The following is a 20,018-nucleotide window of genomic DNA, read 5'->3' on the forward strand; positions in this document are numbered from 1 at the left end:
CACCCCCCAGGTCATCCGTTCGACAGGGGGGAACAGTCATGCCGGGCCCGGAGGCCAGCGGTCCTCTTGCAGGACCGCGGAAAACATAACGGGGGAGCGGGCACCGGCCTACCGGACCAGGTACGGATCCTGGCGGCCGGTCCCGCCACGGCTCAGCTGGTGACCTCGATGCGCTGCACCTTCCCCTTCTCGATTTTCGGCACCCTCACCGTGAGGACTCCGTTGGCCAGGTCCGCGCTGATGTGCTCGGTGTCGGCGTTCGGCGGCACGGTCGTGCGGTAGTCGAACTGCCCGATGCGACGGGTGTGCCGGCGGACCACCCCGGTGTGTTCCCTCGGCCTGACCTCACCGTGGACATCGAGTTCGCCCTCGGCGACCTCCACGGTGATCTGGTCCCTGTTCACACCGGGAAGCTCCAGTTCCACCAGGTAGGCGTCCTCGGTGTCCTCGACATCAGCCGGCGGCGCCCACGGTTCGGCCGCGAAACGGCCACGGGGAAAGGCTGCGTGCATGACCTGGTCCATGCGGGTCCGGAGGTCCTCCAGGTCGGGCAAGGCTGCCGGAAGCGTGCCCCTTCGGGGTCGTACGGGATGTGCCATGGATGATCCTCCTTGACTTTCGCCGGGCTTCCGCCCCGGCACCGGACACTTGGGAGGTCGTGCGGCTTGCTGTGCCGCCGTCGGTCACATGGGCCATCCGGCGACCTGACGGGTGCTCGGCCGGGGCACGCCCATGCCTTCGATGTCGCGTTCGGCGGCGTTCAGCAGCTGCTGAGCGAGGTCGTTCATGGCCCTGCCCGCGGCCAGTTCGTCGCCGATCTCCGGCACGTTCACGTCCGCCGGATGGCAGTGCGCCGACCCATAGCCGGTGAGCGCCGTGCTGCCGGTGTCCAGCATCACGCGTGCCTTCGTCGTTCCCTCGTCATCCTCGAAGAGATAAAGACGAACCTTCCAATCCACCGTATGCGGCATCGCTGTCCTCCTCACCTCGGCACGGACCGATGTGGTCCGGGTGCGGTTCGTGCTGGGACCGAGGGCCGTGCGGAGCCGGCCGACAACTGCTCCTTGATGCGGCGCCGGACGCGGACGGTGAGTGCGTCCAGCCGCTCGGAGGCCGTCGCGCGAGGCGCCACCGGCGCTCGGATACGGCGGGCCGCCGACGGCAGTTCACCCAGGTCCGCGGCGAACCTCTCCCGGCACTCGTCGAGCGAGGGCCGCCTGCCGGTGCGCCGGCCGCCTTGCATCACCGTCTCCAGCAACGGAACGCCGTCGTCAGGTGGTTGCTCGTCGGCGAGACCGATCACGTCGGCGCAGCCGGGGCGGCGGAACACCTGCTTGGGACCGGGTGCCGTCACCTTCGCCGACGAGAACTTCATCACCGCCCGGCCGTCGTACTCCACCATCTTGTACGCGGAGTCCAGGAAAGGGGCGTCGGCCGAGACCCCGACACGGGTGCCGACGGCGTAGACGTCGATCGGTGCGCCGGAGCGGACCAGGTCGTCCACGGCGTACTCGTCGAGACCGCCGCTGGCGATGATCCGTACGTCCGGCAGGCCCGCGCTGTCGAGGATGGCCCGTGCTCGCACCGCCAGGGCCCCGAGGTCGCCGCTGTCCAGTCGTACGGCACAGCCGGGACCGCGATCCAGGTCCCGCAGGACGCGCGCCGCGACGCGGACGCCCTCCTCGGTGTCGTAGGTGTCCACCAGGAATGTCACCGGGCCGGGGTGACAGCGTGCGAACGCGCGGAACGCGTCTTCCTCCGTGGCGAACGCCTCCACGAAGGAGTGGGCCATTGTGCCGACGGCAGGGATGCCCACGGCGGTCGCCGCAGCCACGTTGCTGGTCCCGGCGAAGCCGACCACCGCACCGAGACGGGCCGCCTGGAACCCGGACTGCGGGCCGTGGGTGCGCCGCAGCGAGAAGTCCACGACCGGATGCCCGGCCGCGGCGAGCACGCAGCGCGCGGCCTTCGAGGCGATCGTGGTCTGGTGGCTGAGCTGGTTGAGCACGTACGTTTCGGCCAACTGCGCCTGCGGGAGAGGCGCGGTCACCTCCAGCAGGGGCTCTCCCGCGAGCACGATCCGCCCCTCCGGCACCGCCCGCACGCTGCCGGTGAACTCCAGGCCGAGCAGAGGCTCCAGATCTCGTGGCGGCCGGTGCAGCGCGGAGGCGAAGGCGTCGACGTCCTCGGGGCCGACATGCAGGCCGGACAGGTAATCCAGGGCCGACTCCAGCCCCGCAGCGACCAGGAAGCCCCGCTCGGGAGGCAGATCGCGGACGAAGAGGCTGAAGGTCGCCGGGCCGGTCATGCCCTCCCGCAGATAGGACATGGCCATCGTCACTTCGTACAGATCGATGGTCGTCGCATCGGACATGGGAGTCACCTCCTCGGCTTTCGCCCGGACGCCCGTCCGTCACCGGCGGAAGCGCGCGGACCACAGGGGCTCCACCAGGTCCCACTCGGCATCCCACTGCGCGTACCTTCTCCGGTCCAGCACCAGGAGCACGCCTGCCCGCACCGCGAAGAACCCGGCGGCTACGCCGACCGCCGTCATGCTGCCCACGAACCAGCCAGTGGTCCTCGCGTTGAAGGCGTTCATCGGCGGACTGGCGAGGCTTCCGTCCCGGTCCACCCACACCCGCACGGTGGCGCCGTCGGGCGTTCCCGACGTCACGCGGGCGGTTCCCGTCCGCACCGTGCCTTTCCCGTCGGTCCAGCGGACCTGCGCCAACTGCTTCGCCACTTCGGTGTCGCCCTTGACCTTGGACGTCACTCGAGCGGTGATCTCCTGTCGCTGCGCCGCCTGGGCGTGCACGGTGCGCATCGACGACTCGTACGCCGTCAGCCCCGCGCTGAGCGCGGCCACCGGCAGTCCGAGGACGAGGACGAGTAGCAGGAAGCCGCGGAACCAGGATTCGAACCTGTCGGACGGACGTCTCAGGGGGTTCGCCCGCTTTGACACGTGCTCTTGGCGCTGCGGGGGTGGACCGGATGTGTACGGCGAACCTTGTGCGCTCATGAGTCGGCCTCCAGCAGGTTGCTGGTCCGTTCCCCCACCGCTTGCTCCCACCATCGAACGGCAGAGGAGTTCGGTCACAGGGCCGAAAGTCCCTGCGAGGCCGACGTCCGGCCTCACAAGGCTGCCCGTCGGCGTGGTCCGTCGCCGGGCACGGTCATATCTGGGGAACGAGCACGACCGGACACGGCGCGTGATGCAGTACCGCGTGATTGGTCAGGCCCAGTTGCAGGCCCAGGTACCCATGTCGCTTGCGGGCGCCGACGACCAGCAGGTCCGCCCCCGCTGCGGCTTCCAGCAGTGCCTTGCGGGTCGGTCCCTCGATCACCCGTCGGCTCACCGGGGCGTCGTCGTACTGTTCAGCCGGGCCACGCAGGGCGTCGTCGAGCACCTGCGCCGGCGGGCGCCGGTGGGCCTCCAGGGCGTACCACGACGGGGCTTGAGGCGTGGTGAAGGCACCGAAGGGTGCGCTCCAGGCGTGCACCGCCACGAGTTGGCAACGCCGCACATGGGCCTCGCGGAACGCGAACTGCACGGCCGTGCCGCTGCCCTCGCCCTCCTCGACACCGACCACGACGCTCCCGAACCGGGCATCCCGGTGTTCCGCCACCCCGCGTACCACGACGATCGGGCAGTCCGCTCGTGCCGCCACGGCCAGGCTGACCGAGCCCAGGAGCATCCCGGCGAGGTCTCCGAGCCCTCTGGATCCGAGCACCAGCGCGAAGGCGTTGCGACCCTTGCCGACCAGGGCGGAGGCCGCGTCCTGATGCAGCACCTCGCTCGACAGCCGCACCGAGGGAGCGCACCGCCTGCCACGTTCCGAGGCGGCGCCGATCACTTCGGACGCTTCGTGGTCCCTCGCCGCCGCGTGCAGAAGGTGGAGCGGCACCGCGTGCCGGACCGCCTCGTCGGCGGCCCAGTCCACCGCCTCCAGGCTCGCCTCGGACCCGTCGACGCCGACCATCAGGGGAATCGTCACCGTCCCTGTCTCCTCTCGTGCCGGATCCATGTCTCCGGCCCCCTCCTCCACAGGTCCACATGCGCAGCGGAGGGGATTGGGGTACTCCTCGAAGGAGAGAACGCACCACGCTCGGCTTGTAGGCGACGTCCAGTCCGGACCATCCACGCCATCGGACTCGGTCACCGTCATCCACCGTCCTTTCCAGCTTCTTACGAGACGGAGGCCGCCGCCATGCAACCAGTCGTCACCGTGGGCCTCGACGGCTCACCCGAGAGTCTCGCCGCCGCCCGCTGGGCCGCCGACGAGGCCGAGAAGCGCAAGCTCACCTTGCGCCTGCTGCACGCGTGGCCGCTGCTGGCGCCGGAGCCGACCCGCGTCCCCTCGGAAGTCGATCAGAACTACTGGGCGAAGCGTCTCGTCCACACCGCGCGGTCCGAACTCCAGGCACGTCACCCGAGCCTGTCCATCGTCGGGAACCTGGTCGCCGACGACGCCCAGAACGCCCTCATCCAGGCGGCGTCGGAGTCGGAGATGATCGTGCTCGGTTCCCGGGGGCTGGCGCCCGTCGAGAGCTACTTCCTGGGCGACGTCAGCATGCCCGTCGTGGCACGGGCCGAGCGGCCGGTCGTACTGGTCCGCGCCGAAACCCGGGAGGAAGAGCCACCCCCGGCACCCGCGAGCAGCGTGGTCGTGGCTCTGAAACTGCACGGATCCTCCGACGACCTGCTCGACTTCGCCTTCCACACCGCCGCCGCCAGGCGTGCTCCACTCCTGGCCGTCCACGGCCGAAGCGTGCCGCTCCACGCACGCGTGCCCTGGGGCGTGGACCACGACATCACCGAAGAGATCACACAGGACGCGCAGAAGCAGCTGAGCAAGGCGCTGCGCCCCTGGTGCGAGAAGTACCCGCAAGTGAACGTGGCCGACAGCATCCGCCTCGCATCCCCCGCCAAGGCCGTCGTACAGGCCGCCGAAGGCGCCGCGCTGTTGGTCGTCGGCCGACGCAAGCACCGTCCCGGTCTGGCACCCCACCTGGGTCCCGTGGCGCAGGCCGCCATCCATCACGGGCGCTGCCCCGTCGCCGTCGTTCCTCACGACTGAGCACGTCGCTCCTCATGACTGAGCCCGGCCTCCGCGGGAAAAAGCTCAAGAAGCCGGTGGATCTGGGATTCCTGGACTACAACCACGCTCACAGCCCGCCGGGCCGCCTGCGAACGCCAAGTCGCTCTCAACCGCCGCTTCGCCCCTGACGTCTACCTGGGCCTGGGCGAGATCCGCAGCCCCGACACGGAGGCACCCGAACCTCTCGTGGTGATGCGCCCGCATGCCGGCGGACCGCCGCCTCTCCCTACTGCTACGAGAAGGCGCCGCCGTCGACGACGTCCTGCGGGCCGTCGCCCGGCAGCTCGCCACGTGGCACGCAGAGGCGCCCCGCAGCCGCGACGTGGACGAACAAGGCACGCGAGACGCGCTGTCCTCGCGTTGGGAGGCCGGCCTCACGCAGGTCCGTGCATTGGCCGACGACGGCTTCGTGCCCGACGGGGTGGCGGAGGTGGAGCGGCTGGCGCGCCGCTATCTCGCCAGCCGCAAGCGGTTGTTCGACACGCGTATTGAGCAGGGGACGCCGGCCCCGGCATCGCCACCGCCATGGCGGCCAGGGAACCGCCCTGGCCCGAGGCCGTCGCGGTCGACACCAGCGGCCCGCTGGAGTCCGCGGTTGCCCAGGCACTGGCAGCCGTACGCCCGAGGGGCACCGGCCAGGCCCCGGTCTTCCGCCGCCCTTACATGAAACCGGACCGAGGTGCCCCCGCATGAAGCGGGACCGAGGTGCGTGGACCCCGGCAGGGAGAGCGAGCGACACCACGACGCGGCAGCGCCCCGTCGCCGGCTCGTCGTCCGCCGGGAGAAGCAGGGGCGGCCTGTGTTGCCCGGGAGTCCTGCGGGGGGGGGACCGTGGAGGTGAGGGAGCGAGGGAGTGAATACTGTGCGAGCGCTCCTCTACCACGGCCCGGAACAGACCTCCTGGGACACCGTCCCGGATCCCGCGATCGAGGAGGCGACCGACGCGATCGTGCGCGTCGAGGCCACCACCGTCTGCGGCAGTGATCTGCACATCCTGCGGGGAGACCTCCCCGAGGTGAAGCCGGGGACGATCCTCGGCCACGAGGCCGTCGGCGAGGTCATGGAGGTCGGCGGCGAAGTCCACGACCTGCGCCGCGGGGACCAGGTGATCGTCTCGTCCGTCTCGGCCTGCGGCCACTGCAGGGCATGCCGCGACACCACGCCAGGACAGTGCCGCGGGGGCGGTGGATGGATCCTGGGGAATCTGATCAACGGAACCCAGGCCGAGTTCGTGCGAGTGCCCTTCGCCGACTACTCCACCCGCCGACGGCCGTGGGACCTCCCGCTCGATGACGCGGTCCTGCTCGCCGAGGTCCTCCCGACCGCCTATGAGGTCGGAGTGCGGAACGGACACGTGTGCCCGGGAGACACCGTCGTGGTGGTGGGAGCGGGTCCACGTCGGCCTCGCTGCGGTGATCATCGCGCGGCTGTACTCGCCCCGCCGGATCATCGTGGTGGACCTGGCCGCTGCCCGGCTGGAGGCCGCGCTCCATGTGGGGGCCGGTGCCGCCGAGCTGCCGGGGAAGATGATCGCCGAACTGTACGAGGGACCCGGTGCCGACGTGGTCATTGAGGCATCGGGTGAACCGGACGGCTTCGTCCTGTGCACCCGTGCCGTCCGCACAGGGGGGGCACATCGCCAACATCGGCGCGCACGGCAAACCGGTCACATTGCATCTCGAATCCCTGCTTACGTTTCCGGCGAACTCCTCCCGCCCACCGACCCCGTGGGCCTGGACCACGCCGCGATCCGCAGGCCCGGCACCGACATCTCCCCCTCTCCACCCGAACCCGCCCCGGTCCCAGTACCGGTGTCGGCACCGTCCGCCGCTCGGCCATATCGAGGCCGGCCCCTTGGTCCGGCATCTCGCGGAGCACAGCGGCATCGACCTCGAGACCCTGCACGGCTCGGGCCCCGGAGGGCGCGTCACCCGGACCGATGTCGAACAGGTGGCGGCCGCCCGAGCCGCTCCTTGGCCACCGCGCGTGCGGGCCACCCCCTTCGCCCGGCGGCTCGCCGCCGAACTGGGCGTCGACCTGGCCACGGTGACGGGGACGGGCCGAGGGTCGGCCGTGCGTGCCGCGGACGTACGCCGGGCCGCCCCCGGCCCGTCGGCCCCGGGCCCGCCCGGGGGTGCCAAGGTCGTACGTCCTGCCGCGCGCCCTTCCGAAGACCGGGCGGCGGCCATGCGCCGGGTGATCGCCAGCCTGATGAGCCGCGCCAACCGGGACATCCCCCACTACTACCTGTCCACGGTCGTGGACATGGCGGCCGCGATGGACTGGCTGCACGAGCACAACCGGCGAAGTCCCGTCGGTGAACGGCTGCTCCCCGCGGCCCTGTTGCTCAAGGCGGCGGCCCTGGCGGCCCGGGAAGTACCCGAACTCAACGGCTTCTGGACCGACGACCACTTCACCGCAGGCGAGAGCGTCCACCTCGGCGTGGCCGTGTCCCTGCGTGGCGGAGGACTCATCGCTCCCGCGCTGCACCACGCCGACACCCTGGCACTCGCGCAGCTGATGGCCGGCCTGAAGGACGTGGTCGCCCGGGCCCGCACGGGCAGGCTGCGCGGTTCCGAGGTGTCCGACGCGACGATCACAGTCACCAATCTCGGTGACCAGGGCGTAGAAACCGTCTTCGGCGTGATCTACCCGCCCCAAGTGGCCCTGGTCGGCTTCGGGCGGGTGGTCGACCGGCCGTGCGCCGTCGACGGCCTGCTGGGCGTACGGCCGGTGGTCACGGCGACCCTCTCGGCGGACCACCGGGCGACGGACGGTGCCGTCGGCGCCCGCTACCTCACGGCGGTCAACCGCCTCCTGCAGAACCCGGAGCAGCTGTGAAGATGAACCGAACCGATGCACTGGACATGGTCAGGGATTCGATCTCCACCGTCATCCCCGACGCGGACGTCGCCGCCCTGGGCCCCGGCGACGCGTTCCGCGACGTGCTGGAGATGGACTCGCTGGACTTCCTGAGTTTCGTCGAGGTCCTCAGCGAGCGGTCAGGCGTGCGCATCGAGGACGAGGACACGCCCCACCTCACCACGCTGTCCGGCAGCGCCGACTTCCTCATCGCCCACACGGAGTGAGAGGCGTCGGATGAACGCTCAGACCGCTTCGATGTCGTCGACGACGCCGACGACATCGTCGATGTCCCGTACCGATGCGAGCAGTTCGGGGACAAGAGCCTTGTCCTGTTTCCCCCTCATCGTCACCACGCCGTTCTCCACGGCGACTTGGACACCACGCGGATCCAGCAGGTACCGGCCGACCAGCGACTCGACCTCGGCCCGGATCTCGGCGTCGTCACGGATCAGGGCCCCAAGCAGGTCGCGGCGGCTCACCACACCGACGAGCCGGCCCTGATAGTCGGTCACGGGAAGCCGCTTCAGCCGCGCGTGAGCGGCGGTCCACGCCGCATCCGCCACACGCTGCGCCGGGTGGACTGTGACCGGAGGGAAAGTCATCAACGTGGCCGCCGTGTCGCCGTGGCTCTTCTCGTACAGGCGGTGCTGCCGCAACCTGCCGACAGGTCCGTGCCGACGCGGTTCCGCCATGACGGCGGCCTTGGCCAGCAGATCGGACTCCGAGACGACTCCGATCACATGGTCGCCCGCATCGACCACCGGTACGGCGCCCACCTGCTCGCGGGCGAGCGTGTGGGCCACGTCCAGGAACGGCATGTCGCCCGGGACGGAGACCGCCGGCACCTGCATGACGTCCCGCACCCGGAGTACGGCCGGTCCCTGGGTGGGCGGCTCGGGTACGGCAGTGGCGGGGGGCTCGGTCTTCTCTCCGCCGGGAGCGTGCTCCGGCTCCTCGGCGCTCCTCGCCGACGCGGCGGCGGCGACCGCCGCGAGATAGCGGTGCAGCACGTTCTGGCGCGCTTCTTCCCGGGGTGTCCAGGGGCGGCCTGGCGTGTCGCGGCGGGCTTCCTTCTCCGCGGACCTGTGCTCGAAGTCGCTCACGGCTGCCTCCCGGGGACGCAGTCCACCTACGCGCTCAGTTTCGCATCGGTCCGCGGGTGGGACCTCCGGGCCGAACAGCCCCGCCCACGGGACGGGTGGTGCACCGCGCCAGCAGTTCCACGGGCGCCCCCTTGACGCACGCCTGGTAGCCGGCGCCGCTCTTGTGCACCGTGGTCCTCAGCTTGCGGGTCGAGTCGAAGGGGAACTCCGTCACCCGCGGGGCCGCCGCCTCCTCCGCGCCCGGGTCGAGCCCGGCCTTGGCCGCGACGGCGAGCAGCGCCCCCTCGGTGGTGTCGCCGAGCACGCGCCAGTGTTCCCGGGGGCCGTCGGGCGGAACCAGCCGGGCGTCGCAGCACAGGGCCGCCACCCGCAGCAGTTCACGCACCGGCTCCGCGTCGGCGACTTCGCCGCTCGGGGCGTACCCCACACCGCTCACCGGGTGCGGCACGCCTCCCGCCCAGACCTGGGTGACGGTCATCTCGGCCTGGGTCAGCGTCCCGGTCTTGTCGGTGCACACCACCGTGGTCGACCCGAGCGCCTCCACCGCCAGCAGCTGTTTGATCAGGGCGTGGCGGCGCGCCATCCGCCGCACCCCGATCGCCAGCGACACCGAGAGCGTCGCGGGCAGGCCCTCCGGCACCAGCGCCACCATCACCCCGAGCGCGAACACGAACACGGTCACCGCCGATTCCCCGGTGGGCAGCCGTACGGCGAACATCAGGGCGCCGATCGCCGGAGCGGTCTGCCGTGCGGCCGAGCCCTCCACGCGGGTGTCCGTACGTCCGTTCTCGGGCCGGACTCGGTTCACACCGCTGTCCGCCCCTACGCGACCATGTCGTCGACGGTGTAGTCGATCATTGGCCTGACGGTGACGACGCCGTCCACGCCCTTGGCGAGCCGTTCGGCGATCTGGGCGGTGCTGCGGTTGTCGACTTCGCCGCGCAGGGTGACGACACCGTCGTGAACCTGGACCTGCACCTCCGTTCCGCCCAGCCGCAGCATCCCTTTGAGTACGTCGTTGCGTATTTCCTCGCGGATCTCCTCGTCGGGGCGCAGGAAGACGCTGAGCAGGTCCGAGCGGCTGACGATGCCGATGATGCGGTCCTTGTCGTCCACGACCAGCAGTCGCCTGACTCGGTGGCGGTCCATCGTCCGGGCCGCCTGGGCGACCGGCCAGTCGGCGTGGGCGGTGACGACGGGGGTGGTCATCAGCCCGGCGGCGTTCTCCGCACGTGCCTTGGCCCTCTCGTGCGGCCATCCGGGAGGAGTTGCCTGCTTGCCGTACTTGTCGGGCTGCTCGGCCTGCTTGCGCAGCAGGTCGGTCTCGGACACCAGCCCCATCGGCGCACCACGCTCGTCGGCCACGGGCACGGCGCTGAGGCCGTGGGTGGACAGGACGGAGGTGATCTCTTTGAACGGGGTGTCCGGGCGGACGGTGACGACATCGCGTGTCATCACTTCGCTGACGGTGATGTGCTGGGCGCTCATCGTCGCGGCTCCTTCCCGCGTGTGCGCGTCGCGTGGACGCCGGTTCTCGTCCCCCTGTCTTCCACTGTGCTCCTTCCGCGTCCGGCTGCTTCCGGGCCGATGGTCCCGAATGTCGAAGGCATCCCGGGAATTCGGAGGGCGCAACGCCGACCCAACGCAATGGCCAAGTCCGCCTCGGGCAGTTTTCGGCGATCGTCGGCCCGGAATCATCTGAGGAATTCATGGTCCTCAGTAAGCGTTCTCGTAAATGGAGGATCTGAGGCGCGAGGGAAGCGGCTGAAAGCCATTCACCGCGTAACTGGAACCCGCCGGATGCGGGTGATCCTCCTTTCAGCGCGAGCCGCCGCAACGGAGCCGCCGTGCCTGCGGCCGTGGCGGTCGGCCCTGTCAGCCGAACAGATGGCGCACCCGTATCGTGTATACGCGCCTCCAGCCGGACTGTGGCAGCAGCAACCACTCGCGGCCGTTCTCGAGCCCCCTGCCGCTCGCCACCGCGGCCGCGCCTCGCGGTGCCCGGCGCCGCGGCAGCCTGGCCCCGCACACAGATCGCGTGGACCGGTTCCCGCCTCCGGCGAACCCGGTCACCGCCTCTCCTCGTGCGGACGTCCGAATGCGGCATCCTGTGGCGGATGGGTCTCGTTCACGCATCCAGGGCCGGGAAAGATCTCCGTCTCGTGACTGTCGTCGTAGCGCACCCGATAGGGCGGTTCGCCGTTCGGGCCGAGCACTTTTACGACGGTGGCATGGTGTTCGGGCGTTCCCGCGGTTCTGCCGGTGAACCGCAGCACGTCACCCTCATGTGCCCGCATCGTCGCTCACCTCGTTCCCTGCCGTTTTTCCTGTCTTCGTTCAGGATGACTCCGGCGGTCGGCTCGCGCGGAAGGGCCGTTCGGGCACCTCCGGGGGTCTGGGGCCCCGCGATCAGATCGGCGTCAGGCGTCGCGCAGGTCGTGCCGCAGGCGGGCACGGCTCGTCAGACAGGCGCATCCTGGAGTTGGACGAGCCTGCGGCACGCCAACCCGAACGTGTCTTGCTCCAGCGGCACCGTGGCGCCGACAGCGCACTCGGGAGTGACCATGAGACTTTCCTTCCTCGAACCTCTGTACAAGCAGCCCGGCCCCTTCGCGTCCGTCTACCTGGACACGTCCCGCGACGCCGCCATCGACGACCCCGATACCGCCATGGAACTGCGCTGGCGGCATCTTCGGGACGCCCTGGCGGCCGAGGGGGCGGACCGGGATTCCATCACCGCGGTGGCGGGCACCGTGGGCAGCGATGCGGACGTCCCCGGCATCCACGGTCAGGCCGTGTTCACCGCCCACGGACGACTTGCTCTGCTGGACGAGCTGCCCGCCCCGCCCACCCGGGACACGGCGCACTTCGGAACCCTGCCTGACACCATGCCGCTGATCGTCCAGCACGCGCCCGGGATCCCCTACCTTGCGGTGCACGTGCACTACAGCGGCCGCCACTCCACGGACGCCACCGACATCGTGCGCATCGACGCCGAGGTCGGCACCTGGCCGTTGACCAGGGTCACGCCGGGGCACCGCGTCCACGAGGAGATCCCGGCGACCGACTGGCTGAACGCCGCCGGGGAGATCGGCCGGGAGCTGGAGGGTCACGCACGGCGCATCGACGTCGAGGCGGTGGTCGTCGCGGGAGACGTATGGGCCCGCGGCATCCTCGTCCGGCGGCTTCCCGCTTCCCTGCTCGGGCAGGTCTCCACGGTGGGAGGCGTCGGCGAGTCCGTGCCGGGACGGGCGCTGCTGGAGCAGCGACTCGAAAGCTTCTTCAGCGGCCGCATGGCCGCGCACGACCGGGCGCTGCTGGATACCTTCCTTGCACAGCGGGCCCGGGACGGAGCAACGGCCGAGGGCATTTCCGCCGCTGTATCAGCCCTCCAACGCGGCCGGGTCAAGGTCCTCTTCCTCAACGACCACCCCGAGTCGACGCTCCACCTCTGGGTCGGCCCGGAACCCGGCCAACTCGCCCTCAGCGAAGAGGAATTGCGCTCCTACGGCGCCCGGGATGTACGCAAGGAGCGGGCCGACGCGGCACTGGCCCGCGCCCTGGTCGGCACACGGGGCGAACTCGTCGTGGTACCCGAGCAGCAGATGCGGCTGATTGAAGGCGTGGGCGTACTGCTGCGCTACGCCGACCCCGCGTCCCGTGCGTGAACTGGCTTCCGGGGAGCGGCGGAACTCTGGGTACTCGCTGAACGCCGGTCCTTACGCATATCCCCCGAGCGGGTGGGACTGCGGAGCGGTCGCGCCTCCGCCCGCCCGCACGGCTTCCACCGCCGCCTGGTGCAGGCGCCGGCTGTCCTCCCGGGAAGGGCAGGGCACCGGGCTTCCGGACAGGGTGAACCACTGGGAAGTGCCGCTGTACTGGACCGCCACATCGGCCTGCCTGCCGTCCCAGGTGGTGTGCACGGTCAGGTCGCCGGTGACGATCCCAGCCTCGTCGGTACGGGCGCCGCCGTGCCCGGCGAAGACGCCTTTCGTCGTCCATGATGTCTGGACCATGCTGATCAGCCTTCCTTCGTGAATGCGGGCCCCCCTTTTATTCTCCCGGCAGCGCGGCTCCCGGGCGTCACACTGACCACCCGGCTCAGACCCTGACGGAGCTGCCGCCTGCCTCTGGTTCCTGTGGCGTGCCCGGTTCCGGCAGACGTGCGGCGGTGTTTCCGGCCCTTGTCTTCCACCAGGGGAATCATGAACCGGATGCCTGGGGCGCGCACATTGCACAACTTTCCGATCCGAAACACGTTATTGACGAATAATCGCGACTCCGACGGTCGCCACGCGACTCACCTCCTTGAGCCTCTGGATTTCATGATGCCCATCCGACCTGCGGCAGAGTCCGGGCCATCCGTCCCGTCATTGAGGGCCGACCGGACCGGGCGCACCCTCTGGCCGCATCGGGGCTGCTCCCTTCGGCGGGCCGGATCCGGGATGTCATTGCTCTTGCCAAGGGTCTCTGGCAGAGGTGCCGTCGGCCGCCAGGCTCACGGGCGACGGCCGAACGGGCGCCGGGTGAGGTGGGTTCGTCGAAGGTTCAGTGCCCGGCGGGAAGCACCGGTCAACGGCTCCTCCCGGTGTGGGAGTCGTGGGAGTCGGCCGTACGCGGCGGCTGCGGCTGCTGCCCGGGTGCGGCGTGGGGGCCCGGCGGGGGCGTGGTGCTGCGGACAGGGCGGTGGCGTGGCAAGAACGCCGGAGTGCGGGCGGCGTAGGCGTCCCATTGCTCGCTGAACTCCTTGGCGACCTCGCGTTCCTCGCTGCGAGCCAGGCGCATATACACGTACACCAGGACCGGGAACATGATCAGGGTCGGGATGGTGGGCCATTGGAGCAGGAAGCCGATCATGATGAGCAGGAAGCCGTCGTACTGCGGGTGGCGCACCCAGGAGTAGGCGCCCGTGGTGGCCAGTTCGTCGCGCTGGGCGGCGGCGTGCAGGGTCTTCCAGGCCGTGGCGATCAGCCAGAAGCCGCCACCGATGGCGACGTAGCTGGCCAGGTGGAAGGGGCTCAGGTGCGGATCGCCGGACCAGCCGATCAGGTCGTTCCACAAGTGGCCGCCGGCGTGGGTGTCCTTCAGCAGCGGGAACTGGTTGCCGAGCCAACTGCCCAGCAGGTAGATGGTCAGCGGGGTGCCGTACATCTCGGTGAACAGGGCGACCAGGAACGCGCTGTAGGCGCCCATCGCGCGCCAGTCCCGCCTGGTCTTCGGGTGGAAGAAGCCGGCGGCGAACACCGCGAAGAGCAGGGTGTTGAGGACCACCAGCGGCCACAGGCCGTATGCCGCGTCAGCCATGACGTCCTCCCACGGCATTGGTAGGTCCGGTGGGGGTGCGGCGCTGTCCACGGGCGAGGGTGCTCATGCGCCGCTGGTAGGTGGCCGCGTCGATGCGGTCGTGAAGGCGCAGGCCCACCAGCCACCGCTCCGCCTCCTCCAGCGCGGCTCGCCGTCCGCGCAGGCGAGCAAGCGACGGACGGCGGGGCTCGTCGGGGGTGATCAGGCGGGCGATGTCGTAAACGATGCCCGCCAGGATCAGCGCCCCGGCCAGCGCAGCGATCACAGCCGCCATGACAACTCACCCCCGACCCGGGCGCGGGCGGTCAGAACCGACCGGGCCCGGTGTGGTGGTCGCGCTTGCGCAGCGGTTCTTCGTCCCGGTCGTCGCCGTGCTGCTTGTGACCGCCGTGCATGTCCTGGCCGTGCATGCTCCGCATCATGAAGAACATCATCAGCGGGCAGGCCGCGACGAGGGCGAGCCAGACCAGGCTCTCCAGCGACGCACCGACGATCAGGACGCCGACGATGACGATCGCGGCGGCGAGGGCGTACATGCCGTAGTTGCGCTTGTCGCTCATCACGGGCCTCCTTCTGCGCCCCGAAGACCGAGCGGCCCGGGTCTCAGGTTTTGGGGAGAGGGCCGGCGTGCAGACCGGTCAGGCGGCGCCGGTACTCCTCTTCGTCGATCTCTCCGCGGGCGAACCGCTCACCGAGGATCTGCTGCGGTGTGGGTGCGGCGGGAGTGTGGGTGTGTTCGTGGGGCTGGTTGGCGGCACGGAAGACCAGTACGAGGGCTGTGATGATCAGCGCCCAGAACAGGACCATGCCGACCGACATCCCGAACCAGCCCCACCCGCTCACGCCGTGGGCGTCCCAGAACATCATCGCCACTCACCTGCTTCGGCTTGTCGGCGACCGGGGGCCGGATGGGCTCCCGAGAGGCGTTCCTACTCCTTCACCTGCATCGTCCCCCTGCCGGGTATGGCGGTCTGGGGCCGGTCGGTCCAGGAGTGGTGGGCCGTTCAGCCCCGGCGGGGTGCAGCGGGTGGAAGTCACGGTGCGGGGCGGCTACAGCCCCGACCTGATCAAGGTTCGCCAGGGCACGCCGGTGGAGCTGGTCTGACGACAACGGCCGTTTCAGTTCAGACACGGACGGAAGCCATGACGACAGCCGCTCACCGAGGAGGCGCCACTCACGGTGCAGCGCTCCTGTGGACACGCGCCGCCGTCATCGCGCTGATGGCGGTGCTCGCCGTTCTCGTCCACCACGCTGTCGGGACGCGTGCGGCCTCAGTCCGCCCGGTCCTTGCGCAGAAACCGGCGCAGCCGCCGCAGCGGCCAGGTGTTGATCACGTCGTCCGGGGTGAGCCATCCGCGTTGTGCCGTGCCGACTCCGTAGCGGAGGTATGCGAGTTGGGGGATCGAGTGGGCGTCGGTGTCGATGGCGAACTTCGCCCCGTGGCTCCTGGCGCGGAGGATGTTCTCGTCGCCCAGGTCGAGACGGTCGGGCTGGGCGTTGATCTCCAGGGCGGTGCCGGTGCGGGCACAGGCGGCGAACACCTCGTCGAGGTCCGCGTCGATGCCCGGCCGTTTGCCAATCAGGCGGGTGGTGGGGTGGCCGAGGACGTTGACGTGGGGGTTGTTGCAGGCACGTACGATCCGCCGGGTCATCGCCGTGCGGCCGAGGTTGAAGTGGGAGTGCACCGAGGCCACGCAGATGTCGAAGCCCTGCAGGAACTCGTCGGGCCAGTCCACCTCCCCGTCGGGGCCGATGTTGAGCTCGGTGCCGTGCAGCAGGCGCATCCCGTGGTGTTTGCCGTCCAGCGACCGCACGTGCTCGCGCTGGGCGAGGATTTTCTCGTCGGTCATGCGCTGCATGTACAGGTTCGGTGCGTGGTCGGTGACCGCGTAGTAGGCGTATCCGCGCTCGGCGGCCGCTGCCACCATCTCCTCCATGGGGGCGAGGCCGTCGGTGAGGTCGGTGTGGGTATGCAGGTCACCGTTGATGTCGGCCTCCCTCACGACCTCGGGCAGTTCGCCGCGTAGGCCGGCTTCGATCTCCCCGCGGTCCTCGCGCAGCGTGGGCGGGATCCAGGGCAGGCCGAGCCTGGTGTACACCTCGTCCTCGGAGCGGGAGGCGACCCGCTTGCCGCCATCGGTTTCGAACAGGCCGTACTCGGAGAGCTTCAGCCCCAGGTGGACGGCGATCGTGCGGGTGCGGATGTTGTGCGCCTTGGAGCCGGTGAAGTACTGCATCCCGGTGCCCCACGCGTCAGGTCGCACCACGCGCAGGTCGACCTGGACGCCCTTGACGGTCCGGATCGAGGTCTTCTTCTCGCCGTGTGCGATGACTTCGGCGGTGGAGGGCAGTTCGGTGAGGGCGCTCATGAAGGGCGCCGACCGGGCGGCGGCGACGAGAATGTCGATGTCGCCGACGGTTTCCTTCATGCGGCGCAGCGATCCGGCGTACGCGCAGTTCTCACAGCCGGTGATTCGGGAGAGCTCCGTGACGATGTCCTCGGCCGCCTCCATGGCGGTGCTCAGCGGGATCCGCTCTCCTGCCTGCTGCATGAGGGCGATGCCGTGCAGGATGTTCTCCTCGGTCTTCTCGCCGAAGCCCTTCAGGTCGCGCAGCTTCTCCGCCTTGATGGCGTCGGCCAGCTCGCCCACCGAGGAGATGTGCAGGTCCTCGTAGAGCGCCATCGCCTTCCTGGGGCCGAGGGTGGGGATGGTGATGAGCTGCCGTACCCCTGCGGGGATCTTGGCCCGTCTCTCCTCTACGACCGTGACGTGGCCGGTGCGGAGGTACTCGATGACCTTCTCGGCGATCGACTTGCCCACGCCCGGGATTTCCTTGAGTCCCTTGATGTCGAGGTGAGAGACATCGGCGGGATAGCCGCCGATGGCGCGGGCGGCCTTCTCGTAGGCGCGCGCCTTGAACGGGTCGCCTCCAGTGATGGCGATGAGGTCCGCGTACTCCTGAAGGAGTGCCTCGACCTCCTCGTTGGGCCGGACCACCTCTCCAGTCTAGGAACCGACCTTTCCGACATGCCAGCTGACGGCATGTGCCCGATGGCACTACGGCTGATGAGTCAGTGCGGTTCGGCATCGCTCCGCTCGGGCCCGTCGGGATGCCCACGCAGTGCGCATGCGCGACGGTGGAAGGGAGCGGAAGGGAGCCTGGCGGGCCACGTGCGGCGGCCGGAAAAGGGCATCACCAGGATCGGCCGCGATTCTGGCGAGCTGCACCGGTCCGGCGGTACCCAAGGCATTCGGCGTGAATCCCCGGGAGAGGCAATGACTGATCCGATCGTGGTCGGGGTCGACGGCTCCGGGCGCAGCCTGCGGGCTCTGCTGTGGGCTGCGCAAGAGGCATCACTGCACCACTGCCCGCTGCGCATCATCCACGTGCTGTCCTTCGAGCCCGGTCCCGTGACGGATTCCCGGATCGTGAGTGAGGCCACCGCGATTGCCAAGCAGGCCCACCCCGAGCTGGAGGTGATCTCTGCCGAGGTCGAAGGCACGCCGGCGGCCACGTTCCTCGCCGAGTCCGACCGGGCGCACACCGTGGCTCTGGGCGCCAAGGGCAGAGGAGGCTTCGGGACCGTGATGCTCGGGTCGGTCGCCCTGCAGGTCGTCGGACACGCCGCGAGCCCGGTGGTCGTCGTCAACCACGTCCCTCTCGACCAGGGCCGCGTCACTGTCGGTGTCGATGGTTCGGCCCACTCCCAAGCCGCTCTGGAGTACGCCTTCAAGGAGGCGTCCTTGCGCGGTGCACAGCTGCAGGCGCTGTACGCCTGGAGTCCCCCCGGGGGCGCCGCGCCGGTCAGTGCTGCGCAGGACGCGGCGGACGTGGAACACCGGCGCGTACTGGAGGAGTGCCTTGCTCCGCTGCGCCAGGAGTATCCGGATGTGGAGGTCGTGGAGGAGTTGGCACACGAATCCCCGGTTCTCGCCCTGGCCCGTGCCTCCGACCGATCCGACCTTCTGGTCGTCGGCTCCCGCGGTCGCGGCGGCTTCCGCGGGCTGGCCTTGGGCTCGGTCAGCCATCACCTTCTCCAGTACGCCATGTGTCCCATTGCGGTCATCCGTCCGCGCAGGCATCCGGCCCCGTCGTGACCCCCCTCTCGGGTACGCAAGGCGGCGCTGACGACAGCTCCGCCAAAGCCGTCCTGTGGGCTGCTGTGTACTGGAGGTCAGGAGGATCCGCGCGGCGAGAGGTCCGAGGCGAGCGCGTGATCAACGGCGACGTGGTGCGCACACCGCACATCACTCACTCCCGAGAGGCCGGCCCAGGCCCGTGACCTGGAGGTCGTCCGACGGTACGAGGCGAGGCGGTGGTGAAGCGGGGGCCGTGGTCCCAGCGGGACGGCTGTCTGTCAGGTGACGGTTTGAGCAGAGGAGAGGGCTGTGCGGGCGACGTTCGTTCTGGGACGGATCGTGGGGGTCCGGGTCGGCGTGCACTGGAGCGTCCTGTTCATCTTCGGCATCATCGCGCTCGGCCTGTCACAGGGCCGCCTTCCGGAGACGTATCCAGGGCGTGCCTGGGCGGTGTACTGGGCGGCCGGCCTGTGCACCGCCGTGGTCTTCTTCGCTTCCCTCCTCGCACATGAGCTGGCGCACGCCGTCGTGGCCCGGCGCAACGGGGTCGAGGTGGACGACATCGTCCTGTGGCTGCTGGGCGGAGCGGCCCGGCTCAAGTCCGAGGCGTCCAGCCCCGGCAGGGAGCTGCGGATCGCCGGTGTCGGCCCCCTCGTCAGCCTCCTGCTGGGCGGGCTGTTCACACTCGCCACCTGGCTGCTCGACCTGGCATCCGTCTCCGGGATCGTAGTGGAGATGGCCGCCTGGCTCGCGGGCATCAATGTGCTGCTCGCCGTCTTCAACGCGCTGCCCGCCGCCCCGCTCGACGGAGGCAGGCTGCTGCGCGCGTTCCTGTGGTGGCGCACGGGAGACCGGCTGCGGGCGACCGCCGGCGCCACCGCGGCGGGGCGGGTCTTCGGGTGGCTGCTGGTCGTCCTCGGGCTGGTCGCGTTCATGAGGACCGGCGCGTTCGGCGGTCTGTGGCTGGCACTGATCGGCTGGTTCCTCATCACGGCCGCCACCGCCGAGGGACGGCAGGCCCAGCTGCGCGGCGTGCTCGCCGGTGTCCCGGTGCGGGACGCCATGACGCCCCAACCTCTCACGATTCCCGCGGACACCACGGTCGCGGGCTTCCTCACCGACGCGCGCTACCGCTACCGGCACTCGGCGTTCCCGGTGACCGACGACGGGGCCCCGGTCGGGCTGGTGACCCTCGACAGCGCCAGAAAGGTGCCGCAGGCCGAGGCCCACGCCGTGACGGTGAGGGACGTCATGGTGCCGCTGTCGCAGACCACCGTGGTCGAGCCGGACAGCCCACTGGCGGATCTGCTGCCCCGCATGGAGCCGGGAGCCGAGCACCGGGTCCTGGTCGTGGATGACGGCAGGCTCGTCGGAATCGTCTCGCTCTCGGACGTCAGCCGCACGGTGACCTGGCTGATGAACACCGCCCCGGGGCGGCGCGGCGGTGCGTGACCGTGGCCCGGCACCATCGAGCGGGCCACGGCGGGTACCCGGATCCGGTCACCCCGTTTCCGGACGCTGCCGTGGGGTGTGCGGCCGCGGTCGGAGGCCGTCAATTCCGGCT

The 20,018-nt window shown here is 70.1% G+C and carries 22 protein-coding genes and 2 pseudogenes; 9 read left to right on the forward strand and 15 right to left on the reverse strand.

Features of this window, described 5'->3' with window-relative positions:
* Window positions 1-152: 152 nt before the first annotated feature.
* The 5 genes from ACIBTS_RS21900 to ACIBTS_RS21920 form a co-directional block, all read right to left on the reverse strand.
* Window positions 153-599, reverse strand: a complete 447-nt coding sequence (locus ACIBTS_RS21900; protein ID WP_399321412.1) for an Hsp20/alpha crystallin family protein — start codon at window positions 597-599, stop codon at window positions 153-155.
* Between the two features lie 84 nt (window positions 600-683).
* Window positions 684-971 (reverse strand): DUF1876 domain-containing protein, encoded by a 288-nt coding sequence (locus ACIBTS_RS21905; protein WP_399321413.1) that lies wholly within the window; start codon window positions 969-971, stop codon window positions 684-686.
* Window positions 972-982: 11 nt separating this feature from the next.
* Window positions 983-2,374, reverse strand: a complete 1,392-nt coding sequence (locus tag ACIBTS_RS21910) for a nicotinate phosphoribosyltransferase (RefSeq protein WP_399321415.1) — start codon at window positions 2,372-2,374, stop codon at window positions 983-985.
* Between the two features lie 39 nt (window positions 2,375-2,413).
* Window positions 2,414-2,962 carry a hypothetical protein gene (locus ACIBTS_RS21915; RefSeq protein WP_399321417.1) on the reverse strand — a complete coding sequence of 183 codons (549 nt, stop codon included), beginning with the start codon at window positions 2,960-2,962 and terminating at the stop codon, window positions 2,414-2,416.
* A gap of 211 nt (window positions 2,963-3,173) precedes the next feature.
* Window positions 3,174-3,995 (reverse strand): universal stress protein, encoded by an 822-nt coding sequence (locus ACIBTS_RS21920; protein ID WP_399321419.1) that lies wholly within the window; start codon window positions 3,993-3,995, stop codon window positions 3,174-3,176.
* A 213-nt stretch (window positions 3,996-4,208) separates the two neighbouring features.
* Between ACIBTS_RS21920 and ACIBTS_RS21925 the strand changes: the two genes are divergently transcribed.
* From ACIBTS_RS21925 to ACIBTS_RS21950, 6 genes and pseudogenes are all read left to right on the forward strand, one after another.
* Window positions 4,209-5,078 carry a universal stress protein gene (locus ACIBTS_RS21925; protein ID WP_399321420.1) on the forward strand — a complete coding sequence of 290 codons (870 nt, stop codon included), beginning with the start codon at window positions 4,209-4,211 and terminating at the stop codon, window positions 5,076-5,078.
* 14 nt (window positions 5,079-5,092) lie between these two features.
* A pseudogene (locus ACIBTS_RS21930) lies at window positions 5,093-5,598 on the forward strand (gluconate kinase); the annotation flags it as partial.
* Window positions 5,599-5,624: 26 nt separating this feature from the next.
* Window positions 5,625-5,792 carry a hypothetical protein gene (locus ACIBTS_RS21935; protein WP_399321745.1) on the forward strand — a complete coding sequence of 56 codons (168 nt, stop codon included), beginning with the start codon at window positions 5,625-5,627 and terminating at the stop codon, window positions 5,790-5,792.
* 169 nt (window positions 5,793-5,961) lie between these two features.
* A pseudogene (locus ACIBTS_RS21940) lies at window positions 5,962-6,788 on the forward strand (alcohol dehydrogenase catalytic domain-containing protein); the annotation flags it as partial.
* 165 nt (window positions 6,789-6,953) lie between these two features.
* Window positions 6,954-7,940 (forward strand): 2-oxo acid dehydrogenase subunit E2, encoded by a 987-nt coding sequence (locus ACIBTS_RS21945; RefSeq protein ID WP_399321718.1) that lies wholly within the window; start codon window positions 6,954-6,956, stop codon window positions 7,938-7,940.
* A 2-nt stretch (window positions 7,941-7,942) separates the two neighbouring features.
* A complete protein-coding gene (locus tag ACIBTS_RS21950; RefSeq protein WP_399321421.1) occupies window positions 7,943-8,188 on the forward strand; it encodes an acyl carrier protein in 246 nt (81 codons plus the stop codon).
* A gap of 18 nt (window positions 8,189-8,206) precedes the next feature.
* Here ACIBTS_RS21950 and ACIBTS_RS21955 read toward each other — a convergent pair whose 3' ends face one another.
* The 4 genes from ACIBTS_RS21955 to ACIBTS_RS21970 form a co-directional block, all read right to left on the reverse strand.
* Window positions 8,207-9,067, reverse strand: a complete 861-nt coding sequence (locus ACIBTS_RS21955; protein ID WP_399321423.1) for a CBS domain-containing protein — start codon at window positions 9,065-9,067, stop codon at window positions 8,207-8,209.
* Between the two features lie 34 nt (window positions 9,068-9,101).
* A complete protein-coding gene (locus tag ACIBTS_RS21960; RefSeq protein WP_399321424.1) occupies window positions 9,102-9,875 on the reverse strand; it encodes an HAD-IC family P-type ATPase in 774 nt (257 codons plus the stop codon).
* 14 nt (window positions 9,876-9,889) lie between these two features.
* A complete protein-coding gene (locus ACIBTS_RS21965) occupies window positions 9,890-10,555 on the reverse strand; it encodes a CBS domain-containing protein (RefSeq protein ID WP_399321426.1) in 666 nt (221 codons plus the stop codon).
* A 581-nt stretch (window positions 10,556-11,136) separates the two neighbouring features.
* Window positions 11,137-11,364 (reverse strand): DUF1918 domain-containing protein, encoded by a 228-nt coding sequence (locus ACIBTS_RS21970; RefSeq protein ID WP_399321428.1) that lies wholly within the window; start codon window positions 11,362-11,364, stop codon window positions 11,137-11,139.
* 267 nt (window positions 11,365-11,631) lie between these two features.
* Between ACIBTS_RS21970 and ACIBTS_RS21975 the strand changes: the two genes are divergently transcribed.
* Entirely contained in the window at window positions 11,632-12,735 is a 1,104-nt protein-coding gene (locus ACIBTS_RS21975; protein WP_399321430.1) for a hypothetical protein, read from the forward strand.
* Window positions 12,736-12,786: 51 nt separating this feature from the next.
* Here ACIBTS_RS21975 and ACIBTS_RS21980 read toward each other — a convergent pair whose 3' ends face one another.
* From ACIBTS_RS21980 to polX, 6 genes are all read right to left on the reverse strand, one after another.
* The gene (locus tag ACIBTS_RS21980; protein ID WP_399321431.1) at window positions 12,787-13,083 is read right to left on the reverse strand and encodes a hypothetical protein; all 297 of its coding nucleotides are present in this window, start codon (window positions 13,081-13,083) and stop codon (window positions 12,787-12,789) included.
* Window positions 13,084-13,639: 556 nt separating this feature from the next.
* Complete coding sequence (locus tag ACIBTS_RS21985) at window positions 13,640-14,371, reverse strand: methyltransferase family protein (protein ID WP_399321433.1); 732 nt, start codon at window positions 14,369-14,371, stop codon at window positions 13,640-13,642.
* Entirely contained in the window at window positions 14,364-14,645 is a 282-nt protein-coding gene (locus ACIBTS_RS21990; RefSeq protein ID WP_399321434.1) for a hypothetical protein, read from the reverse strand. Before ACIBTS_RS21990 ends, ACIBTS_RS21985 begins: the two co-directional genes overlap by 8 nt.
* Window positions 14,646-14,676: 31 nt before the next feature.
* Window positions 14,677-14,931: a hypothetical protein gene (locus ACIBTS_RS21995; protein ID WP_399321436.1), complete on the reverse strand. Its 255-nt coding sequence runs from the start codon at window positions 14,929-14,931 to the stop codon at window positions 14,677-14,679.
* Between the two features lie 43 nt (window positions 14,932-14,974).
* Window positions 14,975-15,238, reverse strand: coding sequence for an SHOCT domain-containing protein (locus tag ACIBTS_RS22000; protein WP_399321438.1), 264 nt, complete (start codon window positions 15,236-15,238; stop codon window positions 14,975-14,977).
* A 405-nt stretch (window positions 15,239-15,643) separates the two neighbouring features.
* Window positions 15,644-17,371 (reverse strand): DNA polymerase/3'-5' exonuclease PolX, encoded by a 1,728-nt coding sequence (gene polX / locus ACIBTS_RS22005; protein WP_399321439.1) that lies wholly within the window; start codon window positions 17,369-17,371, stop codon window positions 15,644-15,646.
* A 279-nt stretch (window positions 17,372-17,650) separates the two neighbouring features.
* Here polX and ACIBTS_RS22010 point away from each other — a divergent pair, with 279 nt between their 5' ends.
* Together ACIBTS_RS22010 and ACIBTS_RS22015 are read left to right on the forward strand one after the other, a co-directional pair.
* Complete coding sequence (locus ACIBTS_RS22010; RefSeq protein WP_399321441.1) at window positions 17,651-18,472, forward strand: universal stress protein; 822 nt, start codon at window positions 17,651-17,653, stop codon at window positions 18,470-18,472.
* A gap of 291 nt (window positions 18,473-18,763) precedes the next feature.
* The gene (locus tag ACIBTS_RS22015; RefSeq protein WP_399321443.1) at window positions 18,764-19,906 is read left to right on the forward strand and encodes a site-2 protease family protein; all 1,143 of its coding nucleotides are present in this window, start codon (window positions 18,764-18,766) and stop codon (window positions 19,904-19,906) included.
* Window positions 19,907-20,018 lie beyond the last annotated feature (112 nt).

The organism is Streptomyces sp. NPDC050121 (genome assembly GCF_044460385.1).
In the GTDB taxonomy this organism is placed as follows: Bacteria; Actinomycetota; Actinomycetes; order Streptomycetales; family Streptomycetaceae; genus Streptomyces; species Streptomyces soliscabiei.